The sequence below is a fragment of the Pseudomonas allokribbensis genome (genome assembly GCF_014863605.1).
Lineage (GTDB): Bacteria > Pseudomonadota > Gammaproteobacteria > Pseudomonadales > Pseudomonadaceae > Aquipseudomonas > Aquipseudomonas allokribbensis.
The window spans coordinates 6,160,770-6,178,677 of sequence record NZ_CP062252.1 but is presented as its reverse complement, the minus strand read 5'-3'; the positions used below and the strand labels follow the sequence as shown (position 1 = coordinate 6,178,677).

At 61.7% G+C, this 17,908-nt stretch carries 15 protein-coding genes; 8 read left to right on the top strand and 7 right to left on the bottom strand.

What is annotated here, in order from left to right; translation table 11 throughout:
- Positions 1 to 9 precede the first annotated feature (9 nt).
- The 6 genes from IF199_RS28450 to IF199_RS28425 all read left to right on the top strand — a co-directional run bounded on the left by IF199_RS28450 (position 10) and on the right by IF199_RS28425 (position 6,167).
- Positions 10 to 1,086: a putative 2-aminoethylphosphonate ABC transporter ATP-binding protein gene (locus IF199_RS28450; RefSeq protein ID WP_096817513.1), complete on the top strand. Its 1,077-nt coding sequence runs from the start codon at positions 10 to 12 to the stop codon at positions 1,084 to 1,086.
- On the top strand, positions 1,086 to 2,810 hold the full coding sequence (locus tag IF199_RS28445; protein ID WP_119427510.1) for a putative 2-aminoethylphosphonate ABC transporter permease subunit: 1,725 nt from the start codon (positions 1,086 to 1,088) through the stop codon (positions 2,808 to 2,810). The genes IF199_RS28450 and IF199_RS28445 overlap by 1 nt, the downstream gene beginning before the upstream one ends.
- Positions 2,811 to 2,857: 47 nt before the next feature.
- A complete protein-coding gene (locus IF199_RS28440; protein WP_096817517.1) occupies positions 2,858 to 3,883 on the top strand; it encodes a putative 2-aminoethylphosphonate ABC transporter substrate-binding protein in 1,026 nt (341 codons plus the stop codon).
- Between the two features lie 43 nt (positions 3,884 to 3,926).
- Entirely contained in the window at positions 3,927 to 5,090 is a 1,164-nt protein-coding gene (locus tag IF199_RS28435; protein WP_192559228.1) for a TIGR03364 family FAD-dependent oxidoreductase, read from the top strand.
- Positions 5,090 to 5,656 (top strand): phosphonate degradation HD-domain oxygenase, encoded by a 567-nt coding sequence (locus IF199_RS28430; RefSeq protein WP_096817521.1) that lies wholly within the window; start codon positions 5,090 to 5,092, stop codon positions 5,654 to 5,656. Before IF199_RS28435 ends, IF199_RS28430 begins: the two co-directional genes overlap by 1 nt.
- A gap of 85 nt (positions 5,657 to 5,741) precedes the next feature.
- Entirely contained in the window at positions 5,742 to 6,167 is a 426-nt protein-coding gene (locus tag IF199_RS28425; protein WP_192559227.1) for a hypothetical protein, read from the top strand.
- Here IF199_RS28425 and IF199_RS28420 read toward each other — a convergent pair.
- Together IF199_RS28420 and IF199_RS28415 are read right to left on the bottom strand one after the other, a co-directional pair.
- The gene (locus IF199_RS28420) at positions 6,164 to 7,549 is read right to left on the bottom strand and encodes a GTPase/DUF3482 domain-containing protein (RefSeq protein ID WP_096817525.1); all 1,386 of its coding nucleotides are present in this window, start codon (positions 7,547 to 7,549) and stop codon (positions 6,164 to 6,166) included. The two genes, IF199_RS28425 and IF199_RS28420, sit on opposite strands and share 4 nt — an antisense overlap.
- Entirely contained in the window at positions 7,542 to 8,921 is a 1,380-nt protein-coding gene (locus IF199_RS28415; RefSeq protein WP_192559226.1) for a DUF2868 domain-containing protein, read from the bottom strand. Before IF199_RS28415 ends, IF199_RS28420 begins: the two co-directional genes overlap by 8 nt.
- Positions 8,922 to 9,006: 85 nt before the next feature.
- Here IF199_RS28415 and IF199_RS28410 point away from each other — a divergent pair, with 85 nt between their 5' ends.
- Positions 9,007 to 9,519: a dihydrofolate reductase gene (locus IF199_RS28410; RefSeq protein WP_007953436.1), complete on the top strand. Its 513-nt coding sequence runs from the start codon at positions 9,007 to 9,009 to the stop codon at positions 9,517 to 9,519.
- Positions 9,520 to 9,559: 40 nt separating this feature from the next.
- Here IF199_RS28410 and IF199_RS28405 read toward each other — a convergent pair whose 3' ends face one another.
- Positions 9,560 to 10,951, bottom strand: coding sequence for an L-cystine transporter (locus IF199_RS28405; RefSeq protein WP_085689555.1), 1,392 nt, complete (start codon positions 10,949 to 10,951; stop codon positions 9,560 to 9,562).
- Between the two features lie 240 nt (positions 10,952 to 11,191).
- Here IF199_RS28405 and IF199_RS28400 point away from each other — a divergent pair, with 240 nt between their 5' ends.
- On the top strand, positions 11,192 to 12,253 hold the full coding sequence (locus IF199_RS28400; protein WP_096817534.1) for an HAD family hydrolase: 1,062 nt from the start codon (positions 11,192 to 11,194) through the stop codon (positions 12,251 to 12,253).
- A 61-nt stretch (positions 12,254 to 12,314) separates the two neighbouring features.
- On the opposite strand, the gene ilvD is transcribed toward IF199_RS28400, so the two are convergent.
- The 4 genes from ilvD to IF199_RS28380 form a co-directional block, all read right to left on the bottom strand.
- The gene (gene ilvD, locus IF199_RS28395) at positions 12,315 to 14,156 is read right to left on the bottom strand and encodes a dihydroxy-acid dehydratase (protein ID WP_096817537.1); all 1,842 of its coding nucleotides are present in this window, start codon (positions 14,154 to 14,156) and stop codon (positions 12,315 to 12,317) included.
- Positions 14,157 to 14,422: 266 nt separating this feature from the next.
- The gene (locus IF199_RS28390; protein ID WP_192559225.1) at positions 14,423 to 15,655 is read right to left on the bottom strand and encodes a multidrug effflux MFS transporter; all 1,233 of its coding nucleotides are present in this window, start codon (positions 15,653 to 15,655) and stop codon (positions 14,423 to 14,425) included.
- Positions 15,648 to 16,604, bottom strand: a complete 957-nt coding sequence (locus tag IF199_RS28385; RefSeq protein WP_192559224.1) for a diiron oxygenase — start codon at positions 16,602 to 16,604, stop codon at positions 15,648 to 15,650. Before IF199_RS28385 ends, IF199_RS28390 begins: the two co-directional genes overlap by 8 nt.
- Entirely contained in the window at positions 16,601 to 17,674 is a 1,074-nt protein-coding gene (locus IF199_RS28380; RefSeq protein WP_192559223.1) for a SagB family peptide dehydrogenase, read from the bottom strand. The genes IF199_RS28385 and IF199_RS28380 overlap by 4 nt, the downstream gene beginning before the upstream one ends.
- Positions 17,675 to 17,908: the final 234 nt, after the last annotated feature.

Below are 17,908 nucleotides of genomic sequence, written 5' to 3'. Positions count from 1 at the left end.
GGTCTGTCCATGAACCCTGCAATCGCAACTGCCCTGACCAACCCCGGCGCCCCGATGAAAGTGCGCGGCGTGCAGAAGCGCTTCGGCGCCTTCACCGCGCTGGATAACGTCTCCCTCGATGTCGCGGCCGGTGAGCTGGTGTGCCTGCTCGGCCCGTCGGGCTGTGGCAAGACCACGCTGTTGCGCTGCATCGCCGGTCTGGAGAAGCAGGACAGTGGCGAGTTGTACCTCGGCGATCGCGATGTTTCCCACCTCGCGCCGCAGGCTCGGGACTACGGCATCCTGTTCCAGTCCTACGCGCTGTTCCCCAATCTGACCGTCGAAGCGAACATTGCCTACGGCCTCGCCGGCAGCGGCCGTGATGAAGTGCGCCGTCGCGTCGGTCAGATGCTGGAACTGGTCGGCCTCACCGGCAGTGAGAAAAAGTACCCGGGCCAGTTGTCCGGCGGCCAGCAGCAACGGGTCGCACTGGCCCGAGCCTTGGCCCCCGCGCCGTCGCTGTTGCTGCTCGACGAACCGATGTCGGCCCTCGACGCCCGCGTCCGCGAGCATCTGTGCACCGAGTTGCGTCAGCTGCAACGCAACCTCGGCATCACCACCCTGATGGTCACCCACAATCAGGACGAAGCCATGCTGATGGCCGACCGCATCGCCGTGATGAACAACGGCAAGGTCGAGCAGTACGCCACCCCGCAGGAAATCTACAACCGCCCGGCCACGCCATTTGTGGCCGAGTTCGTCGGCCAGGGCAACTGGCTGCCGTTCCAGCGCAGCAGCGACAGCCACGCCAAGGTCGGCGGGATGAACCTGCGTCTGGCCGACGGCAGCGTCCACAGCCCGTCGGGCCGACTGTTCTGCCGTCCGGAAGCGATCAACGTCAATCCGCTGGTGCACGAAGAAAACCTGTTCCCGGCCAAGGTCCGCGAGATCACTTTCCTCGGCAACCGCTGCCGCATGAGCTTCGAGCTCGATCAATTGCCCGGCCACGCCTTGCTCGCCGAACTGGCACCGGAAGCCATGCCGCGCCTCGGCGCCCAGCAAATCATGGTCGCCTTGCCGCCACGCAGCCTGCAGGTGTTTGCCTGATGAACAGCAACCTCGCACTGCCGCTACCGCAAAAGCAGGCGCGGCAGGTGTCCGGGGCCGAGGTCGGCGACCGGATCTTCGTCCTCGGCGGCAAACTCCTGCTGCTGGTGCTGCTCGGTGTGGCGGTGCTGTTGCCGTTGCTGGCGATCTTCTGGCGTGGTTTCAGCAGCGAAGCCGGGCAGGGCGGTGGCTGGTTGGCGGCGAAGGAACTGGTGACCAGCGACAATTTTCACTGGTTGCTCGGTAACAGCCTGAAGGTTTCCCTCAGCGTCGCGGCCATCGTCGTACCGCTGGCCTACCTGTTTGCCTACGCGTTGCAACGCACGTTGATTCCCGCCAAAGGCATCTGGCGCGGGATTTCCCTGCTGCCGCTGATGGCGCCGTCGATGTTGCCGGGGATTGCCCTGGTCTATCTGTTCGGCAATCAGGGCATGTTGCGCGGGCTGCTGTCGGACAACATCTACGGTTTCTGGGGGATTGTTCTGGGTGAGGTGATCTACACCTTCCCACACGCCTTGATGATTTTGCTGTCAGCCCTGTCGCTGGCGGATGCGCGACTGTTCGACGCCGCGTCGAGCATGGGCGCCAGTCCTGCGAAAGCCTTCCGCAGCATCACCTGGCCGGCGACTCGCCAGGCTGTGTTCGCCGCGTTCTGTCTGGTGTTCACCCTGACCATCACCGATTTCGGTGTGCCGGTAGTGGTCGGTGGCGACTATCAGGTGCTGGCGCTGGAAGCCTACAAAGCGGTGGTCGGCCAACAGCAATTCGGTCGCGGCGCATTGATCGGCATGGTTCTGCTGCTGCCGGCGCTGTTCAGCTTCGGCGTCGATGCCTGGCTGCGTCGGCGTCACGGCGACTCCATGAGCGGTCGCGCCCAGGTGTTCAAACCGGCACCGTCGAAGAAGCGCGACGCCTGTTATCTGGCCATCGTCCTGTTGATCAGTGCGGCGTTGCTACTGGTGTTCGGCATGGCGGTGTTCTCGTCGCTGGTGAAGTTCTGGCCGTACAACCTGTCGCTGTCACTCAACCACTATCAGTTCAACGAGACCGCCGGCGGTGGCTGGCTGGCCTACGGCAACAGTTTGAAAATGGCGCTGGGCACGGCGTTGATCGGCAGCGTACTGATCTTCACCGGCGCCTACCTGATGGAAAAGACCCGCAGCCAGCGCGGGCTGAATCTGACCTTGCGCATGCTCAGTTTCGTACCGATGGCGGTGCCGGGGCTGGTGCTGGGGCTGGGTTACGTCTTCTTCTTCAACCTCACCGGCAACCCGCTGCACGTGCTGTACGGGACCATGACCCTGCTGATCGTCTGCACCATTGCTCACTATTTGACCACCGCGCAGATGACCGCCACCACCGCGCTGCGCCAGCTCGATGCCGAGTTCGAAGCCGCCGCGCTGTCGCTGAAAGCGCCGCTGTACCGGCATTACCTGCGGGTTACCGTGCCCATCTGCCTGCCGGCGCTGCTGGACATCGTGCGCTACCTGTTCGTCTCGGCCATGACCACTGTGTCGGCGGCGATCTTCCTCTACAGCCCCGACACCATCCTCGCGGCGGTGGCGGTGCTGAACATGGATGACGCCGGCAACGTCGGCGGCGCGGCGGCGATGTCGACCCTGATTCTGTTCACCTCGGCGGGCGTGTCCTTGCTGCTGGCGTGGGCTTCGCGCGGCTTGCTGCGCCGTTCCCAGGCCTGGCGGCAAACGGCGCCCGGTCACTGATTCACGACTTATCCCTATCGCCTCAACTCACCTACAGGAAAACGATCATGTTCAAGCCTATGGCCCTGGCCGCTGCTGTGCTCGCTACTTTCAGCCTGAATGCCTTCGCGGCAAAAACCGAGTTGACGGTGTACACCGCCCTCGAAGCCGAACAGCTTAAGAGCTATAAGGAAGCGTTCGAAAAGGCCAACCCGGACGTCGAGATCAAGTGGGTGCGCGATTCCACCGGGATCATCACCGCCAAACTGCTGGCCGAAAAAGAGCGTCCACAGGCTGACGCGGTGTGGGGCCTGGCAGCATCGAGCCTGGCGATCCTCGATCAGCAAGGCATGCTGCAAAGCTATGCGCCGAAGGATCTGGGCAAGATCGGTGCGAACTACCGCGACGCCGCCAACCCGCCAGCCTGGGTCGGCATGGACGTCTGGGCCGCAACCATTTGCTTCAACACTGTCGAGGCCGAGAAACAAGGCCTGACCAAACCGGTGAGCTGGCAGGACCTGACCAAGCCTGAGTACAAAGGCAAGATCGTGATGCCGAACCCGGCCTCGTCCGGCACCGGTTTCCTCGACGTCAGCGCCTGGCTGCAAACCTTCGGCGAGAAGCAGGGCTGGGCTTACATGGACGGTCTGCACCAGAACATCGGCCAATACGTTCACTCCGGTTCCAAGCCTTGCAAACTGGCGGCCGCTGGCGAATTCCCGATCGGGATTTCCTTCGAATACCCGGCCGTACAGTTGAAACGCCAGGGTGCACCGCTGGACATCATCCTGCCGAAGGAAGGCCTGGGCTGGGAGATCGAAGCGACTGCCGTGATCAAAGGCACGCCGCACGAAGAGGCTGCGAAGAAACTGGCTGACTTCTCCGCCAGCGCCCCGGCGATGGATCTGTACAAGGAAAACTTCGCCGTCCTCGCCCAGCCGGGCATCGCCAAGCCGCAGACCGAACTGCCGGCCGACTACGAGCAGCGCCTGATCAAGAACGACTTTGCCTGGGCCTCGAAGAACCGCGACGAGATCCTGACCGAATGGCGCAAGCGCTATGACGGCAAGTCCGAGAAAGTGGTCGCCAAGTAAAATCTTCATCGACTGACAGGGCCCCATCGCTGGCTTGTCAGCGATGGCGGTCTCTTATTCAGAGCACCTCTCAATGACACAACACAAAGACTTGCTGATCGTCGGCGCCGGCATCCTGGGCCTGTCCCACGCCTATGCCGCCGCCCGGCGTGGTCTCAAAATCACGGTTTTCGAGCGCACCGCTACGCCACTCGGCGCGTCGGTTCGCAACTTCGGCCAGGCACTGGTCACCGGTCAGCCACCGGGCCCGATGCTCGAACTGGCCAAGGCCAGCCGCGAGATCTGGGGTCAGTGGGCGCAGCTCGCCGGCCTGCAACTCAAGCGCAACGGCTCGTACCTGTTCGCCCGTACCGAGGCCGAAGAGCACTTGCTCGAAGCCTTCTGCGCCGGGCGCGCCGTGGAGCACGACTATCGCGTCAACCTGTTGCGCGGTGCCGCATTACGAGATCTGTATGGCGGCCAGTTCAGTCATCACCGCGCCGCGCTGCACGGGATGGACGATCAACAGTTGTATTCCCGGGAAGCGATTCCGGCGCTGATCGATTACCTGCGTCGCGAACTCAACGTCGAGTTCCACTTCTCGACGCTGGTGCGCGACGTCGAGCCGGGGAGGCTGCAAAGCACTGCCGGCACTTTTACCGCCGAGCAGATCATTGTCTGTTCCGGCCACGATTATCAGACCTTGCTGGCCGAGCCGATTGCCGCCCTCGACCCGCAGATCTGCCGCCTGCAAATGCTCCGCGCCCGGCCGCAAATTGACCTGAACCTGCAACACGCCTTGCTCACCGGCCTCAGCTGCGTGCACTACGGCGCCTTCGCCGACTTGCCGGAAGCCGCAGCGGTGCAGGCGCAAATCCTGCGCGAGCAACCGCACCTGCAGGAAAACGGCATTCACCTGCTGATCAGCCCGACGCCGTATGGCGAACTGATCATCGGCGACTCGCACCATTACGGCAGCGATCCGTCGCCGTTCAACGCCGAGCAGGTCGACAACTGGATGCTCGAGCTGGCCGAACAGACCCTCGGCTGCAAGGTGCAAGTGGTCGAGCGCTGGCAGGGTGTCTATGGTTCTCGGGGGCCGGGGCCGTTTTCGTTCCTGCGTCCGGCGCCGGGGCTGAGTGTGGCGCTGATGCACAGCGGCGTCGGCATGAGCGTCGGCCCGGCCATGGCCGAGCGCAATGTCGCACAGCTTTTTGGAGAGAACTGATGTTGAGTCACGAGCAAGTCATCGACCGGGTGTTCGGGCTCTATGAGCGGTTTGGTGCCAGCGACTATATCGGCGAACCGGTGTCGCAGATCGAGCACATGTCCCAGGCGGCGCAACTGGCCATCGCCGAAGGTTTTGACGATGAAGTGGTGCTCGCCGCGTTCTTCCATGACATCGGCCACTTGTGTGCCGAAGGCGCGGAGAACATGGGCGGTTACGGCGTCGTCAGCCACGAACGCCTCGGTGCCGATTATTTGCGTGAGGCCGGATTCAGCGAACGCATGGCGCGTCTGGTGGAGTATCACGTCCAGGCCAAGCGCTATCTGACACTCAGGGATTCGGGTTATTACGAGCGCTTGAGCGAAGCCAGCCGACGCACTCTGGAATATCAGGGCGGGGTGATGACGGAGGCTGAAGCCGATGCGTTCGAGCGGGATCCGTTGTGCGCTGTGAGTTTGCGGATGCGCCAGTGGGATGAGCTGGCGAAGGAGATGGCGGTGCCGGTGATGGATCTTGCGGTGTTGAAGCACAAGGCTTTCACATTGCTGTCCCGCGAGGCGCGCTGAACCTTCTTACGCCAAACCGGGAAACGGTGCATGGCGCGTGTTGCTCCTTCGGCACAGACTGGTTTTTTGCCGAAGGAGCGCACGGATGCGTTTTTTGAAAGTGATTGCCCGGGATCGATCGGGCAGCGGCGCAGGGGACAGTGTCCAGCTGCGTTTTCATGACAGCGAACAGGACTGGCGCGAAGCCTCGGCCCGTGAAGTCGCGCAACTGCGCAGCTTCTCCAGCACCTATCTGAAATGCGCCTGGTTCAACGCGGCCGATGAGGACACCCGTCATCTACGGATCTTTGCCCTGAACCCCGGCAGCGATGGAACGCCGGAGTCAGTGAGGCTGCACTTTCACCAGGGTGAAACCATCGCTTACAAAGCTGCCGTTCATGATCTGGATAACGATGGTGGCTTTGAGGTTGTCCTGTGTTCGGACGTCGACAACGACGGGCGCGCCAATCGCACGGATCGCAGCCGCGTGACGGCGCTGGTCAAGCAGTTCCTCAAGGTTGGCTGGCTCTAGAGTTCGAGCACCTTGCCCACCAGTCCTTCGATCTGTTCCTGGCGCTGGGCCTGATTCAGCTTCGGATGCGGATTGAGTGACGACCATTGCGGGTGGGCCCGGGCGATGTTCAGCGCCTCCGGCAACTTGCCTTCGCGCCAGGTCTTGTCCTGTGGCGTCGCCACTTGAACGGCATCAATCGCCGCATGACCACGGGCATTCAGCGCTTGCAACAGTTGCCGCTGACGCAGCGCCAGCAGGCGCAACACGTTGTCGTCGACCGTCAGTTCCCTTTGTCCCTTGATCTTGCCCAGCAGGCGATTGCCGTAGCTGCGGGCGGTTTGCAGGGCGCCGCCGGCAATTGCGCCGGCCAGGGCGGCGGCGCCGAGGGTGATGCCGCCCACCAGCAGATCCACACCTGCACCGGCCGCTGCGCCGGCCGCAATCCCGCCGCCGACCCGCACCCCCAGTTGCTTGAGGGTTTCCGGATTGAACAGGTCATCGCCCCAACGCCCGTCGAGCAGCGGCAAATCACTGGCCGCGGCGTCTTGCGGTCGGAAGGCGTAGAGCTTGAGCAGCGCTTCGACGCATTTCTGCTCGCGTTGGCGCACGGCCTTGCGCAGTTCGCTGATGGCCTGTTGTTCCTGTTCAGCATTGCTCGCCACACTGCGCCGGCACGCAGCACAGTCGATCAGCAATTCGGCGATCAGGCGTGCGGCACTTTGCTCACGGGCGAGGCGTTGGGCCTGTTGATCGGCGATCAGCCGTTCAAGCTGGGGGCGGGCATTTTCCAGCAGCAACGCGAGGCTTTCGTACAGTCGTCGCTCACCATCCTCGGGCGGGGCGACGCTGTCGAAGCGCACCAGCGCGTGCAGTCCCAGGCGCGCCAGTGCTTCACGCCAGTCCGGCTCGCGGTGGTTGGCACTGCTGACGAAATTCAACACCGGTAGCAACGGCTTGCCGCAACTGGCCAGCACCTCCAGTTCATCACGGTACTTGGCCAGTACCGGTTCTCGGGCGTCGATCACATACAGGCCGGCGTCGGAGTCGAGCAGTTGCCGCAACACTTTGGCTTCCTGTTCGAAACGCTGGCGCGCTTCGCTGCCGTCGAGAAACCGCGCCAACCGCGCCGGGCCGTCGAGGCGTTCGCCGGGGCGTTCCAGGCGCTCGAGAAAATCCAGCAGGGCGATGGCGTCTTCCAGGCCCGGCGTGTCGTAGAGGTCAAGCAATGGTTCGCCATCCACCGACAACCGCGCGCCTTCGACATGCCGCGTGGTGCTCGGGCGATGGGAGACTTCGCCGAAACCGACATCGCGGGTCAGAGTGCGCAGCAGCGAAGTCTTGCCGACGTTGGTGTGACCGACCACGGCCAGTTTCAGCGGTGCTTTCCAGGCATCAGTCATGTCCGTGCTCCAGCCAGTTCAACGGGGCGCAATCGGCGAACGGCAGTTCGAGTTGTTGCAGCGCCACGTGCCAGTCGCCGAGGCGTTCGGCGTCCAGTCCTTGTCCCGGCGGCGCCTGCAACAGCCAGATTCGGGTCGCGGCGGCATTGCGCGCCAGCTCGGCGATCAGCGCAAGGCTGCCGCGATCCGGGGAGCGTCTCGGATCGCAGGCAATCGCGAGGCGTGCCGGCGGAAAACGGCTGAGCTGTTCGAGCAGTTTGTTGCGTGATTCACGACTGTCGAGGATGCCGGCGTTGCTGACGTTCTTCGGCAGCGCCGGCGGCCATGGGTGCTGATCGTCGAGCTCGATCGCCACCAGCAGGGCGCCATCGCTGGCGTGTTCGCCGACGGCGATTTCGACGCGGTGCAGTTGCGCAGGCTCAGGGTCGGTAATGCCCAGGCGTTCGCTGGTCGGCATCAGCCGTTCGCGTAACTGGGCGTAGCCGGGCAGGTTCAGGTCCAGACGCAAGCGATCGCGCCCGCGTTTCCAGCGCCAGCGGCAGAACAGCATCAAGGCCAGCCGTGGCAGAACCCCATAGATCAACACCGCACCGACCAGCCAGATCGCCCAGGACTGGCGAACCAGTTCGCGGTTGTAATCGGTATCCAGCGTTATGCGAATCATGTCCACACGTGGCGCAGACCAACCCAACGTATTGGGAATGACCGCCAATGCATCCGTCAGGGCGGTGAAGAAGTCGGCACCGAATAACGTGCTTTCCCAGATGAAGTCATAGCGTCGGGCGGCCATCATCAGTACCAGCATGCTCAAGGCACTGAGCATAATCAGCAGCCACAGGCCATTGACCAGCGTACCGAGCGCCCAGCGGTTGAGTTTGTGCCGTTGCAGCAACACCAGCAGCGCGGGTGGTAGTTGCGCGGCTTTGGCATCCCGGGCAAATTTTTCGCTGAGCCATAGCCACAGCCGGCCGAGTGCTGCGCCGTGTTCACCGGCGAACAGCAGGCCGAACAGCCAGCTCAGCAGCAGGATCAGATTCACCCCGAGCAATGTGCCCAGCGCCCAGAAAATATTCACCGCTCGCGTGCCGTCGCCCAGTGTGGAAAAGGCCATCCCGGCACCGGTCACGCAGGCCAGCAGCACCATCAACAGCAGCGCCAGGCGCGCGCCTTGCAGCCAATGCTTGAGCGCAGAGGTCAGGCCATCGCGCTCGGCCAGCCACAAGGCCCGGCGTTGAATGCGGCTCGGCAGATCGCCGCCGGCCGCGCGGGCCAGGCGATTGGCTTCCAGATCGTCCAGCGGGCCTGCGTGTTCTTCGCGCAGGCGCACGGTTTCGGTGAGCCAGAGGTTTTGCAGTGGAGTCAGTTCAGTCACGCGGCATCCCGTTGCTTGATTGAGTCGTGAGCATAACCGCTGTGGCGCTTATCGGGGTAAGGGCGGCTCTGGTATCCTCGCCGGCATGACTAAATCACTCCCCCTCAGCCTGATCGCAGCCCTCGGTGAAAACCGTGTGATCGGCGTCGACAACAGCATGCCCTGGCACCTGCCGGGGGACTTCAAATACTTCAAGGCCACGACGCTCGGCAAACCGATCATCATGGGCCGCAAGACCTGGGATTCCCTCGGCCGTCCGTTGCCGGGCCGCTTGAATATCGTGGTCAGCCGTCAGGCCGGTCTGGTGCTGGAAGGCGCGGAAGTCTATCCGTCGCTGGAAGCTGCCGTGGTTCGCGCCGAAGAGTGGGCGAAAGAGCAGGGCGTCGACGAGTTGATGCTGATTGGCGGGGCGCAACTGTATGCGCAGGGGCTGGCGCAGGCGGATCGCTTGTATCTGACCCGTGTGGCACTGAGCCCGGAAGGCGATGCGTGGTTTCCGGAGTTCGATCTCAACCAGTGGAAACTGGTGTCGAACGTGCCGAATCCGGCTGAAGGCGACAAACCGGCTTACAACTTCGAAGTCTGGGAAAAAGCCTGAATCTGTAGCGAGGGAGCACGCTCCCTCGCTACAACGTCAATCAAGCCTGAGCAAGCTCCGCATGCTCATCGGCATCCAGCAGGGCCTTGTCGGTCTGCTGCATCACCTGGCTGGTAATCGCGCCAGCGGTGATCGAACCACTCACGTTCAACGCCGTACGACCCATGTCGATCAGCGGCTCGACCGAAATCAGCAACGCCACCAGCGAAACCGGCAAGCCCATGGCCGGCAGCACGATCAGTGCCGCGAAAGTCGCACCGCCACCCACGCCCGCCACACCGGCCGAACTTAAGGTCACAATCGCCACCAGCGTCGCGATCCACAGCGGATCCAGCGGGTTGATGCCGACTGTTGGCGCAACCATCACCGCCAACATTGCCGGGTACAGACCGGCGCAGCCGTTCTGGCCGATGGTCGCACCGAACGATGCGGCGAAGCTGGCAACCGATTGCGGAATGCCCAGACGACGGGTCTGCGCTTCGATGCTCAGCGGGATGCTCGCGGCGCTGGAACGGCTGGTGAACGCGAAGGTCAGCACCGGCCAGATCTTGCGGAAGAAGCGCAGCGGGTTGATCCCGGCCGCCGACACCAGCAGGCCGTGCACCACGAACATCAGGCCCAGACCGAGGTACGACACCACCACAAAACTGCCGAGTTTGATGATGTCTTGCAGGTTGGAACCCGCCACCACTTTGGTCATCAGCGCCAGCACGCCGTACGGGGTCAGCTTCATCACCAGACGCACCAGACGCATCACCCAGGCTTGCAGGGTGTCGATGGCGTTGATCACTTTCTGACCTTTCTCGACGTCATCCTTGAGCAGTTGCAGCGCGGCAACCCCCAGGAACGCGGCGAAGATCACCACGCTGATGATCGACGTCGGCTTGGCCCGGGCCAGGTCGGCGAACGGGTTCTGCGGGATGAACGACAGCAGCAGTTGCGGCACATTCAGGTCGGCGACCTTGCCGGCATAGTCGGTCTGAATGGTTTGCAGACGGGCCATTTCCTGAGTGCCGGCGACCAGGCCTTCGGCGGTCAGGCCGAACAGGTTGGTCAGGCCGATGCCGATCAGCGCCGCAATCGCGGTGGTGAACAGCAGTGTGCCGATGGTCAGGAAGCTGATCTTGCCCAGCGACGAAGCGTTGTGCAGGCGGGCCACGGCGCTGAGGATCGAGGCGAACACCAGCGGGATCACGATCATTTGCAGCAGTTGCACGTAACCGTTGCCGACCAGATCGAACCAGCCGATCGAGGCTTTCAGCACCGGGTTGCCGGCACCGTAAATCGTGTGCAGCGCGACGCCGAATGCCACGCCCAGCACCAGCGCGAGCAAGACTTTTTTCGCCAGGCTCCACGAGGTGTGACGGGTTTGCGCCAGGCCGAAGAGCAGGGCGAGGAACACCAGCAAGTTGAGAATCAGAGGCAGATTCATGAGGACTCCAGAAAAGACTGTGCCAACAACCTTCCGGGGCTGTTGCGAACCGGCAAGCCTAACAGTTTGATTTCCAATGAATTAATACCGAAATCGAAGGTCGTCCGTCGTTTTTGGAATAAGCGTGTGTCGCTCTCGGGGATGCAACTGGCGCGGAAGGGACGCGGACGGTCGCTGACAGACGAGGACTGTCACATTTATTTGTTAGCGTCGATTTCTTTGACTCAGGGAGAAGTGTCCATGAAGTTTGCACCGAAATTTCTGGCTGTCGCGCTGACTGTGGGGATGGGCCTGGCCACTCAGGCTTTTGCCACCGACCTGAAACACTGGCCGGCGGATCAGGCCAAGGCGCTGGACGCGATGATCGCCGCCAATGCCAACAAGGGTAACTACGCGGTGTTCGACATGGACAACACCAGCTACCGCTACGACCTCGAAGAGTCGTTGCTGCCGTTCATGGAAAACAAGGGCCTGATCACCCGCGACAAGCTCGACCCCTCCCTGAAACTGATGCCGTTCAAGGACACCGCCGACCACAAGGAAAGCCTGTTCAGCTACTACTATCGCCTCTGCGAAGTCGACGACATGGTCTGCTACCCATGGGTCGCGCAGGTGTTCTCCGGTTTCACCCTCAAGGAACTCAAAGGCTACGTCGATGAGCTGATGGCGTCGGGCAAACCGGTGCCGGCGACTTATTACGATGGCGATGTGGTGAAGAACCTCGACGTCCAGCCGCCGAAAGTCTTCGCCGGTCAGGCCGAGTTGTACAACAAGTTGATGGAGAACGGCATCGAGGTCTACGTGATGACCGCCGCCTCCGAAGAACTGGTGCGGATGGTCGCGGCCGATCCGAAGTACGGCTACAACGTCAAACCGCAGAACGTGATCGGTGTATCGCTGCTGCTCAAGGATCCAAAGACCGGCGAACTGACCACCGCGCGCAAGCAGATCACCGCCGGCAAGTATGACGAGAAGGCCAATCTCGGCCTGGAACTGACGCCTTACCTGTGGACCCCGGCGACCTGGATGGCCGGCAAGCACGCGGCGATCCTGACCTACATCGACGAATGGAAAAAACCGGTGCTGGTGGGCGGCGACACCCCGAGCAGCGACGGCTACATGCTGTTCCACAGCGTCGACGTGGCCAAGGGCGGCATTCACCTGTGGGTCAACCGCAAGGACAAGTACATGACCCAGCTCAACGGCATGATGGCCAAGCACGCAGCAGCTCAGGCGAAGGAAGGTTTGCCGGTGACGGCGGACAAGAACTGGGTGATCGTGAAGCCGGAAGAGATTCAGTAATCCTCAAGGCAAAAAAATGCCCCGCACTTGGCGGGGCATTTTTATGCGCGACGGTTAAGTATCACAGCCCGTCGAGCATCGCCTTGTTACGCACCGCACCCTTGTCGGCGCTGGTCGCCAGCAGGGCGTAGGCCTTGAGGGCGGTGGTCACTTTGCGTGGACGTATTTCCACCGGTTTCCAGCCCTTCTTGTCCTGCTCGACCCGGCGTGCCGCCAGTTCTTCGTCGCTGATCAACAGGTTGATCGAGCGGTTCGGAATGTCGATCAGCACCTTGTCACCGTCCTGCACCAGACCGATCGCGCCGCCGGCTGCAGCTTCTGGCGAAGCGTGGCCGATGGACAGGCCGGAGGTGCCGCCGGAGAAACGGCCATCGGTCAGCAGGGCGCAGGCTTTGCCCAGGCCTTTGGATTTCAGGTACGACGTCGGGTAGAGCATTTCCTGCATGCCCGGGCCGCCTTTCGGGCCTTCGTAGCGAATGATGACGATGTCGCCTTCCTTTACTTCGTCGGCGAGGATGCCGCGCACGGCGCTGTCCTGGCTTTCGAAGATCTTCGCGTTGCCTTCGAAGACGTGGATCGATTCATCGACGCCGGCGGTTTTCACCACGCAGCCGTCCAGGGCGATGTTGCCGTACAGCACGGCCAGGCCGCCTTCTTTCGAATAGGCGTGCTCGAAGCTGCGGATGCAGCCGTTTTCGCGGTCGTCGTCCAGGGTTTCCCAACGGGTCGACTGGCTGAACGCTGTTTGCGTCGGAATGCCTGCCGGGCCGGCCTTGAAGAAGTGGTGTACGGCTTCATCGTCGGTCTGGGTAATGTCCCACTTGGCGATGGCTTCTTCCATGCTGCGGCTGTGCACGGTCGGCAGGTCGGTGTGCAGCAGGCCGCCACGGGCCAGCGAACCGAGGATGCTGAAGATGCCGCCGGCGCGGTGCACGTCTTCCATGTGGTACTTCTGGATGTTCGGCGCGACTTTGCACAGTTGTGGCACTACGCGCGACAGGCGATCGATGTCGCGCAGGTCGAACGCGATCTCGGCTTCCTGGGCAGCGGCCAGCAGGTGCAGGATGGTGTTGGTCGAGCCGCCCATGGCGATGTCGAGCATCATCGCGTTCTCAAACGCCTTGAAGTTGGCGATGTTGCGCGGCAGTACCGACTCGTCGTTCTCGCCGTAGTAGCGTTTGCACAGTTCGACGATGGTGCGGCCGGCCTGCAGGAACAGCTGTTCGCGGTCGCTGTGGGTGGCCAGGGTCGAACCGTTGCCCGGCAGTGCGAGGCCCAGGGCTTCGGTCAAACAGTTCATCGAGTTGGCGGTGAACATGCCGGAGCACGAACCGCAGGTCGGGCAGGCGCTGCGCTCGTACTCGGCAACCTTCTCGTCAGAAGCGCTGGAGTCGGCGGCGATGACCATGGCGTCGACGAGGTCGAGACCGTGGCTGGCCAGTTTGGTCTTGCCGGCTTCCATCGGGCCGCCGGAGACGAAGATCACCGGAATGTTCAGGCGCAGGGCGGCCATCAGCATGCCCGGGGTGATCTTGTCGCAGTTCGAGATGCAGACGATGGCGTCGGCGCAGTGGGCGTTGACCATGTACTCGACGGAGTCGGCGATAATCTCGCGGCTCGGTAGCGAATACAGCATGCCGTCGTGGCCCATGGCGATGCCGTCGTCCACGGCGATGGTGTTGAATTCTTTCGCCACGCCACCGGCGCGTTCGATTTCACGGGCAACCAGTTGGCCCAGGTCCTTCAGGTGAACGTGGCCCGGTACGAACTGGGTGAAGGAGTTGGCAATCGCGATGATCGGCTTCTTGAAGTCGTCATCTTTCATCCCGGTGGCGCGCCACAGTGCGCGGGCGCCGGCCATGTTGCGGCCGTGGGTGGATGTTTTCGAACGGTAATCTGGCATGGAACACTCCGGGCGGCTAATCACTTACTAATCAGGTGCAAAAGGGGAGTGAGCTTCTATTGACGTCTGGAACACTCAGAAATGGCCGTGTGTCCTGAAGTTGCCGATGACGTTGCGGGATCGCCGCTGGTCTCAGCCTGAGCTCATAAACCCGCCGGGGATGAATGGCGATGAATCTCGCGATTCTACACCGCTGGCGTCAGGAGGGAATGGCGCAAAACGTTGTTCCAGCGCTGACGCCCCGTGCGGAATGACGACTGGCAGGTTTAATCGCCGCCCGGCTGTGCGATGGCACCGGTTTGCAGGATTCTGGCGCGACGGCTGATCCGGTTGTTCAAGGCGAGCGCCACACCACTGAGCAAGACAAAGCTGTAGCCCAGGGTGGATTGCAGGTTGGTCGGGCTCAGACTGATCAAGGCACTGATCAAACCGCCGCAGATGAAAATGATCGTGCTGCCGGCAGAGGCCGAGGTGCCGGCGTTGTCCGGAAACAGGCTCATGGCCCGGGAGGTGGCGGCCGGTCGGGCAATGGTGGTGCCGGCGGTGCAGATCAGCATCGGGATCAGCACCGTCGCCGGAGCCAGTGCAAAGTTCGATGACAGGTACAGCATGGTCACACCGGCGCACAGAATCAGGCTAAGGCCGACGACCATCTGCTGGCCGCTGGTGATGCGCCTGCTCAGCACGCTGGCGAGAATGCCCCCCGTGACGTACGCCGCCCCGTAGATCAGCAGGATCAAGGAAAATTCGTAAGCGGACAATTGCAGCCGGTCCATGAAGATCAGCGGCGAGATCACGATGAATGAAAAGTGGCAGGCGAACGCAAATGCCGAAATCAGCCAGTAGCTGACGAAGTCGAAATCTCCCAGCACCCGTCGGTAAGCCGTGAGGAAGTTTGTATGTGTGCCACTGACGGTTGGCCGAGTGTTCTCCAGAAACAGCCAGGCCTTGATCAACACCACGGCGGATAATGCGATGAACACCCAGAAGCTGCCACGCCACCCCAGCGTTGCCTGAATGAACGTGCCTGCCAGCGGCGATACCGAGATGAAAATCCCGCCGGCGGTGACCATCAGGATTCGCAGGCGATCGCGCTCCTCGCCCTCGAACAGATCCTGGACCAATGCCTGGGACAGCACGAAGCAACCGCAACCCAGCGCCTGAACGACCCGGAATATCAGGAACAGCGAATAGTCCGAGGTCATTACACACCCGAGGGCACCGAGCATTGAAACGCTCATGCCGGCGAGCAGCAGCCCCTTGCGACCGATCACATCCGACAACGGCCCGATCAGCAACTGGGCGAAGGCGATGCCGACGGCGAACAGGCTGATGGACAGTGCGATGTCCGCCGGAGTGCTGCGAAAGTGTTCGGCCAGCGCCGGGAACGAAGGCAGCAGAACATCCAGCGGAAATACACCCAGCAACACCATCGCCAGCAACAGGCTGACGGCCCCGCGACGTTGTCGGGTCGTCACCCCGGATTTTCCTTTATCCATCGATCAATCCTGCCTTGGCGAAAAGTATCTGGTTTTGAGGTTCAGTGAAAAATCCGGCTTTCTTCAGTGCATTCAACGTGGCGACGCTGCCTGCCCGTGCGCGCGATCGGGTGGCTTGCACCGTTACCAGCTTGCCGAGTATCTCCGTCACGACGCTGTCTGCGATCCCGGCGTTGTACAGGCTTTGCCGCAGCCACGGTTCATCGATTTCGAAGAAGATCCCGAGGATCTCAAGCAGGGTGGCGGCGGCGAAGGTTCGTTGTTGCGCGCCCAGGTGCAGCCAGAGGTAGTGGAACACTTCAGTGAAGTAGCGACTGTGGCGCGCTTCGTCCGTGAGGTGATCGCGCAGCATGTCGTTGACCCCGGACACCAGGCTGTCCCGGCAGACGTCGAGCAGTTCCCGGGCAATGATGGTTTCCGAGACGAAGCCAAGCAGGAACCACGTCAGCGGTCGCTGCTCTTGAGGTGTTCTGGCGATCAGCCCGTCCATCCGCGTGATGCGCCTGGGCATCACCGGGCGCCCGGTGATGGCGTAGAACCCGGCGATCTGTTCCGCGACCTGATGGGAAAACAGGGCGTGGTAGCCCTCATCGGTGTAGAGCTGCAGTGCGGCGGTTTTCATGGATGGCAGAAGATCGACCGGCAGTTCGCCGTGGACGATGACTTCCACGGCGCGATTGACGATGCGGTGTTCAAGCAACGTGGTGTAGTCGAGAAAATGCACCAGATGACTGGCCGTGAGCCGATGCACTACCGAACGGCCCGCCGCTTCGATGGCCGGGTGGGCGAGATAGGGCAGAAATGCCGGCGGGAACCAATGACGGGTTTCCAGTTGTTGCGCGATGTCAGCCGGCAAGCGGTAATCGTGGGCGCTGGTACGCACCGAAGCGCGGGTGTTCCAGTCGCCCAGTGAAAACTCGAAGGCCGGGGCCAGGGGGAGAAGGCTCATGCTGGCGTCTCGCGCAACAGGTCGCGCATTTCCTGGCACATCGCCTGACCGTCGCTTTCGCCGCAACCGACAAAGAACAACGGTTGCTCGGTAGCGTTCTCCAGTTGCAGCAATGTGTCGACCTGATCGTCGGCGAATGCGCCTGTCAGCCAGGTGTTCATGCCTAGCGCGGTGGCGGCCAGTTGAAACGTCTGTGAAAGATGCCCGGCCTCGACGAACGCCATTCGGTAGGCGCGCGAGTGGGGATACTTCCACCAGAGCCTGTCGAAACGGGCGGTGATGAACAGGCCCAGTGGCAGGTTGTTGATGAAGTGCTGGCCTCCCAGCAGATTGCCCAGCGCTGTGTCGGGCGACGGGTTGATCAGGCTCAAGGCGTGTTCGGTCGGGTGATAGGCATATACGCCAGGTGCCAGTCCTTCGACGTTCTGGATCAGCAGGTAACCTTCGCAGGCATTGAGCCCGCCACCGGAAGGGCTGCTGCGGCGGGCGTCGAGTCCTTCGGCGATGCTGTCGTCGCAATCGCCTTCGCGCTCGCGCAGATAGCCGAGAGTCAGGTACAGCAAGGAGCCGACATCACTCAGCCGAACGGCTGAACCGGTGAAGGACCGGCAGGTTTTTCGCCGGGTCAAGGCGTTCGACAGACTGTCGTCATTCAATGTCGACGGCGCGGGGAGAGCGATGCGTCTGCCTGGGGGGCGCTCAGCCGTGTCATCGGCCGGGGGCGAGGAGGCGAGCACTTCGTTGCAATGTTCCAGGTATTGTCTGGCCCATTCATGAATGTTGTCCGGAATATATTCGCAGGGAATGTTGCGGGTGCCGATGTGATAAATCTTCGACAGTTCATCCCAGCCCCAGACGGGGTTGTTTATTACCGATACTGTCAGTATTCCGGCATTGAGTAATTGTGTATCTATGATGTTGTCGTTGTCGTACAGCTCGGGGTTGTGGATTAGTTGTGCCAGGCGAGATGAATAGTCCAGATCGAGTTCATGTTGCGTGTGATCTTTATAGTTCCAGACTATTTGTCCTGGCGTGCGCGGCAATATGAATAGATAGGGATTTATTTGCATGTTAAGGCAAGGCTCTCTGGATAGGTCATCAAAGACGCTGGGTAGCCGGCAATACCCAGCGCCGCCTTACTTATCGGGTTTTAGGTGCAACCAGAAAAGCCAGGTTTGCGATTTTGCGGGATTCCAGAGTAATTGCTTTCATGTTTGAACTCCTTGTTCATTGAGGCTTCGTTATTTGTTGAGTGCCACCTCGTGGTGACGACTTAATAATAGTTTGTAATGGATTAATCGCAA

Excerpts from the sequence above, each read along its gene's own strand:
- IF199_RS28385 (WP_192559224.1), bottom strand. The coding sequence starts at position 16,604 with ATGAGCCTTCTCCCCCTGGCCCCGGCCTTCGAGTTTTCACTGGGCGAC.
- IF199_RS28435 (WP_192559228.1), top strand. The coding sequence starts at position 3,927 with ATGGCGGTCTCTTATTCAGAGCACCTCTCAATGACACAACACAAAGAC.
- IF199_RS28440 (WP_096817517.1), top strand. The coding sequence starts at position 2,858 with ATGTTCAAGCCTATGGCCCTGGCCGCTGCTGTGCTCGCTACTTTCAGC.
- IF199_RS28430 (WP_096817521.1), top strand. The coding sequence starts at position 5,090 with ATGTTGAGTCACGAGCAAGTCATCGACCGGGTGTTCGGGCTCTATGAG.
- IF199_RS28400 (WP_096817534.1), top strand. The coding sequence starts at position 11,192 with ATGAAGTTTGCACCGAAATTTCTGGCTGTCGCGCTGACTGTGGGGATG.
- IF199_RS28410 (WP_007953436.1), top strand. The coding sequence starts at position 9,007 with ATGACTAAATCACTCCCCCTCAGCCTGATCGCAGCCCTCGGTGAAAAC.
- IF199_RS28450 (WP_096817513.1), top strand. The coding sequence starts at position 10 with ATGAACCCTGCAATCGCAACTGCCCTGACCAACCCCGGCGCCCCGATG.
- IF199_RS28405 (WP_085689555.1), bottom strand. The coding sequence starts at position 10,951 with ATGAATCTGCCTCTGATTCTCAACTTGCTGGTGTTCCTCGCCCTGCTC.
- IF199_RS28420 (WP_096817525.1), bottom strand. The coding sequence starts at position 7,549 with ATGACTGATGCCTGGAAAGCACCGCTGAAACTGGCCGTGGTCGGTCAC.
- IF199_RS28425 (WP_192559227.1), top strand. The coding sequence starts at position 5,742 with ATGCGTTTTTTGAAAGTGATTGCCCGGGATCGATCGGGCAGCGGCGCA.
- ilvD (WP_096817537.1), bottom strand. The coding sequence starts at position 14,156 with ATGCCAGATTACCGTTCGAAAACATCCACCCACGGCCGCAACATGGCC.
- IF199_RS28390 (WP_192559225.1), bottom strand. The coding sequence starts at position 15,655 with ATGGATAAAGGAAAATCCGGGGTGACGACCCGACAACGTCGCGGGGCC.
- IF199_RS28380 (WP_192559223.1), bottom strand. The coding sequence starts at position 17,674 with ATGCAAATAAATCCCTATCTATTCATATTGCCGCGCACGCCAGGACAA.
- IF199_RS28445 (WP_119427510.1), top strand. The coding sequence starts at position 1,086 with ATGAACAGCAACCTCGCACTGCCGCTACCGCAAAAGCAGGCGCGGCAG.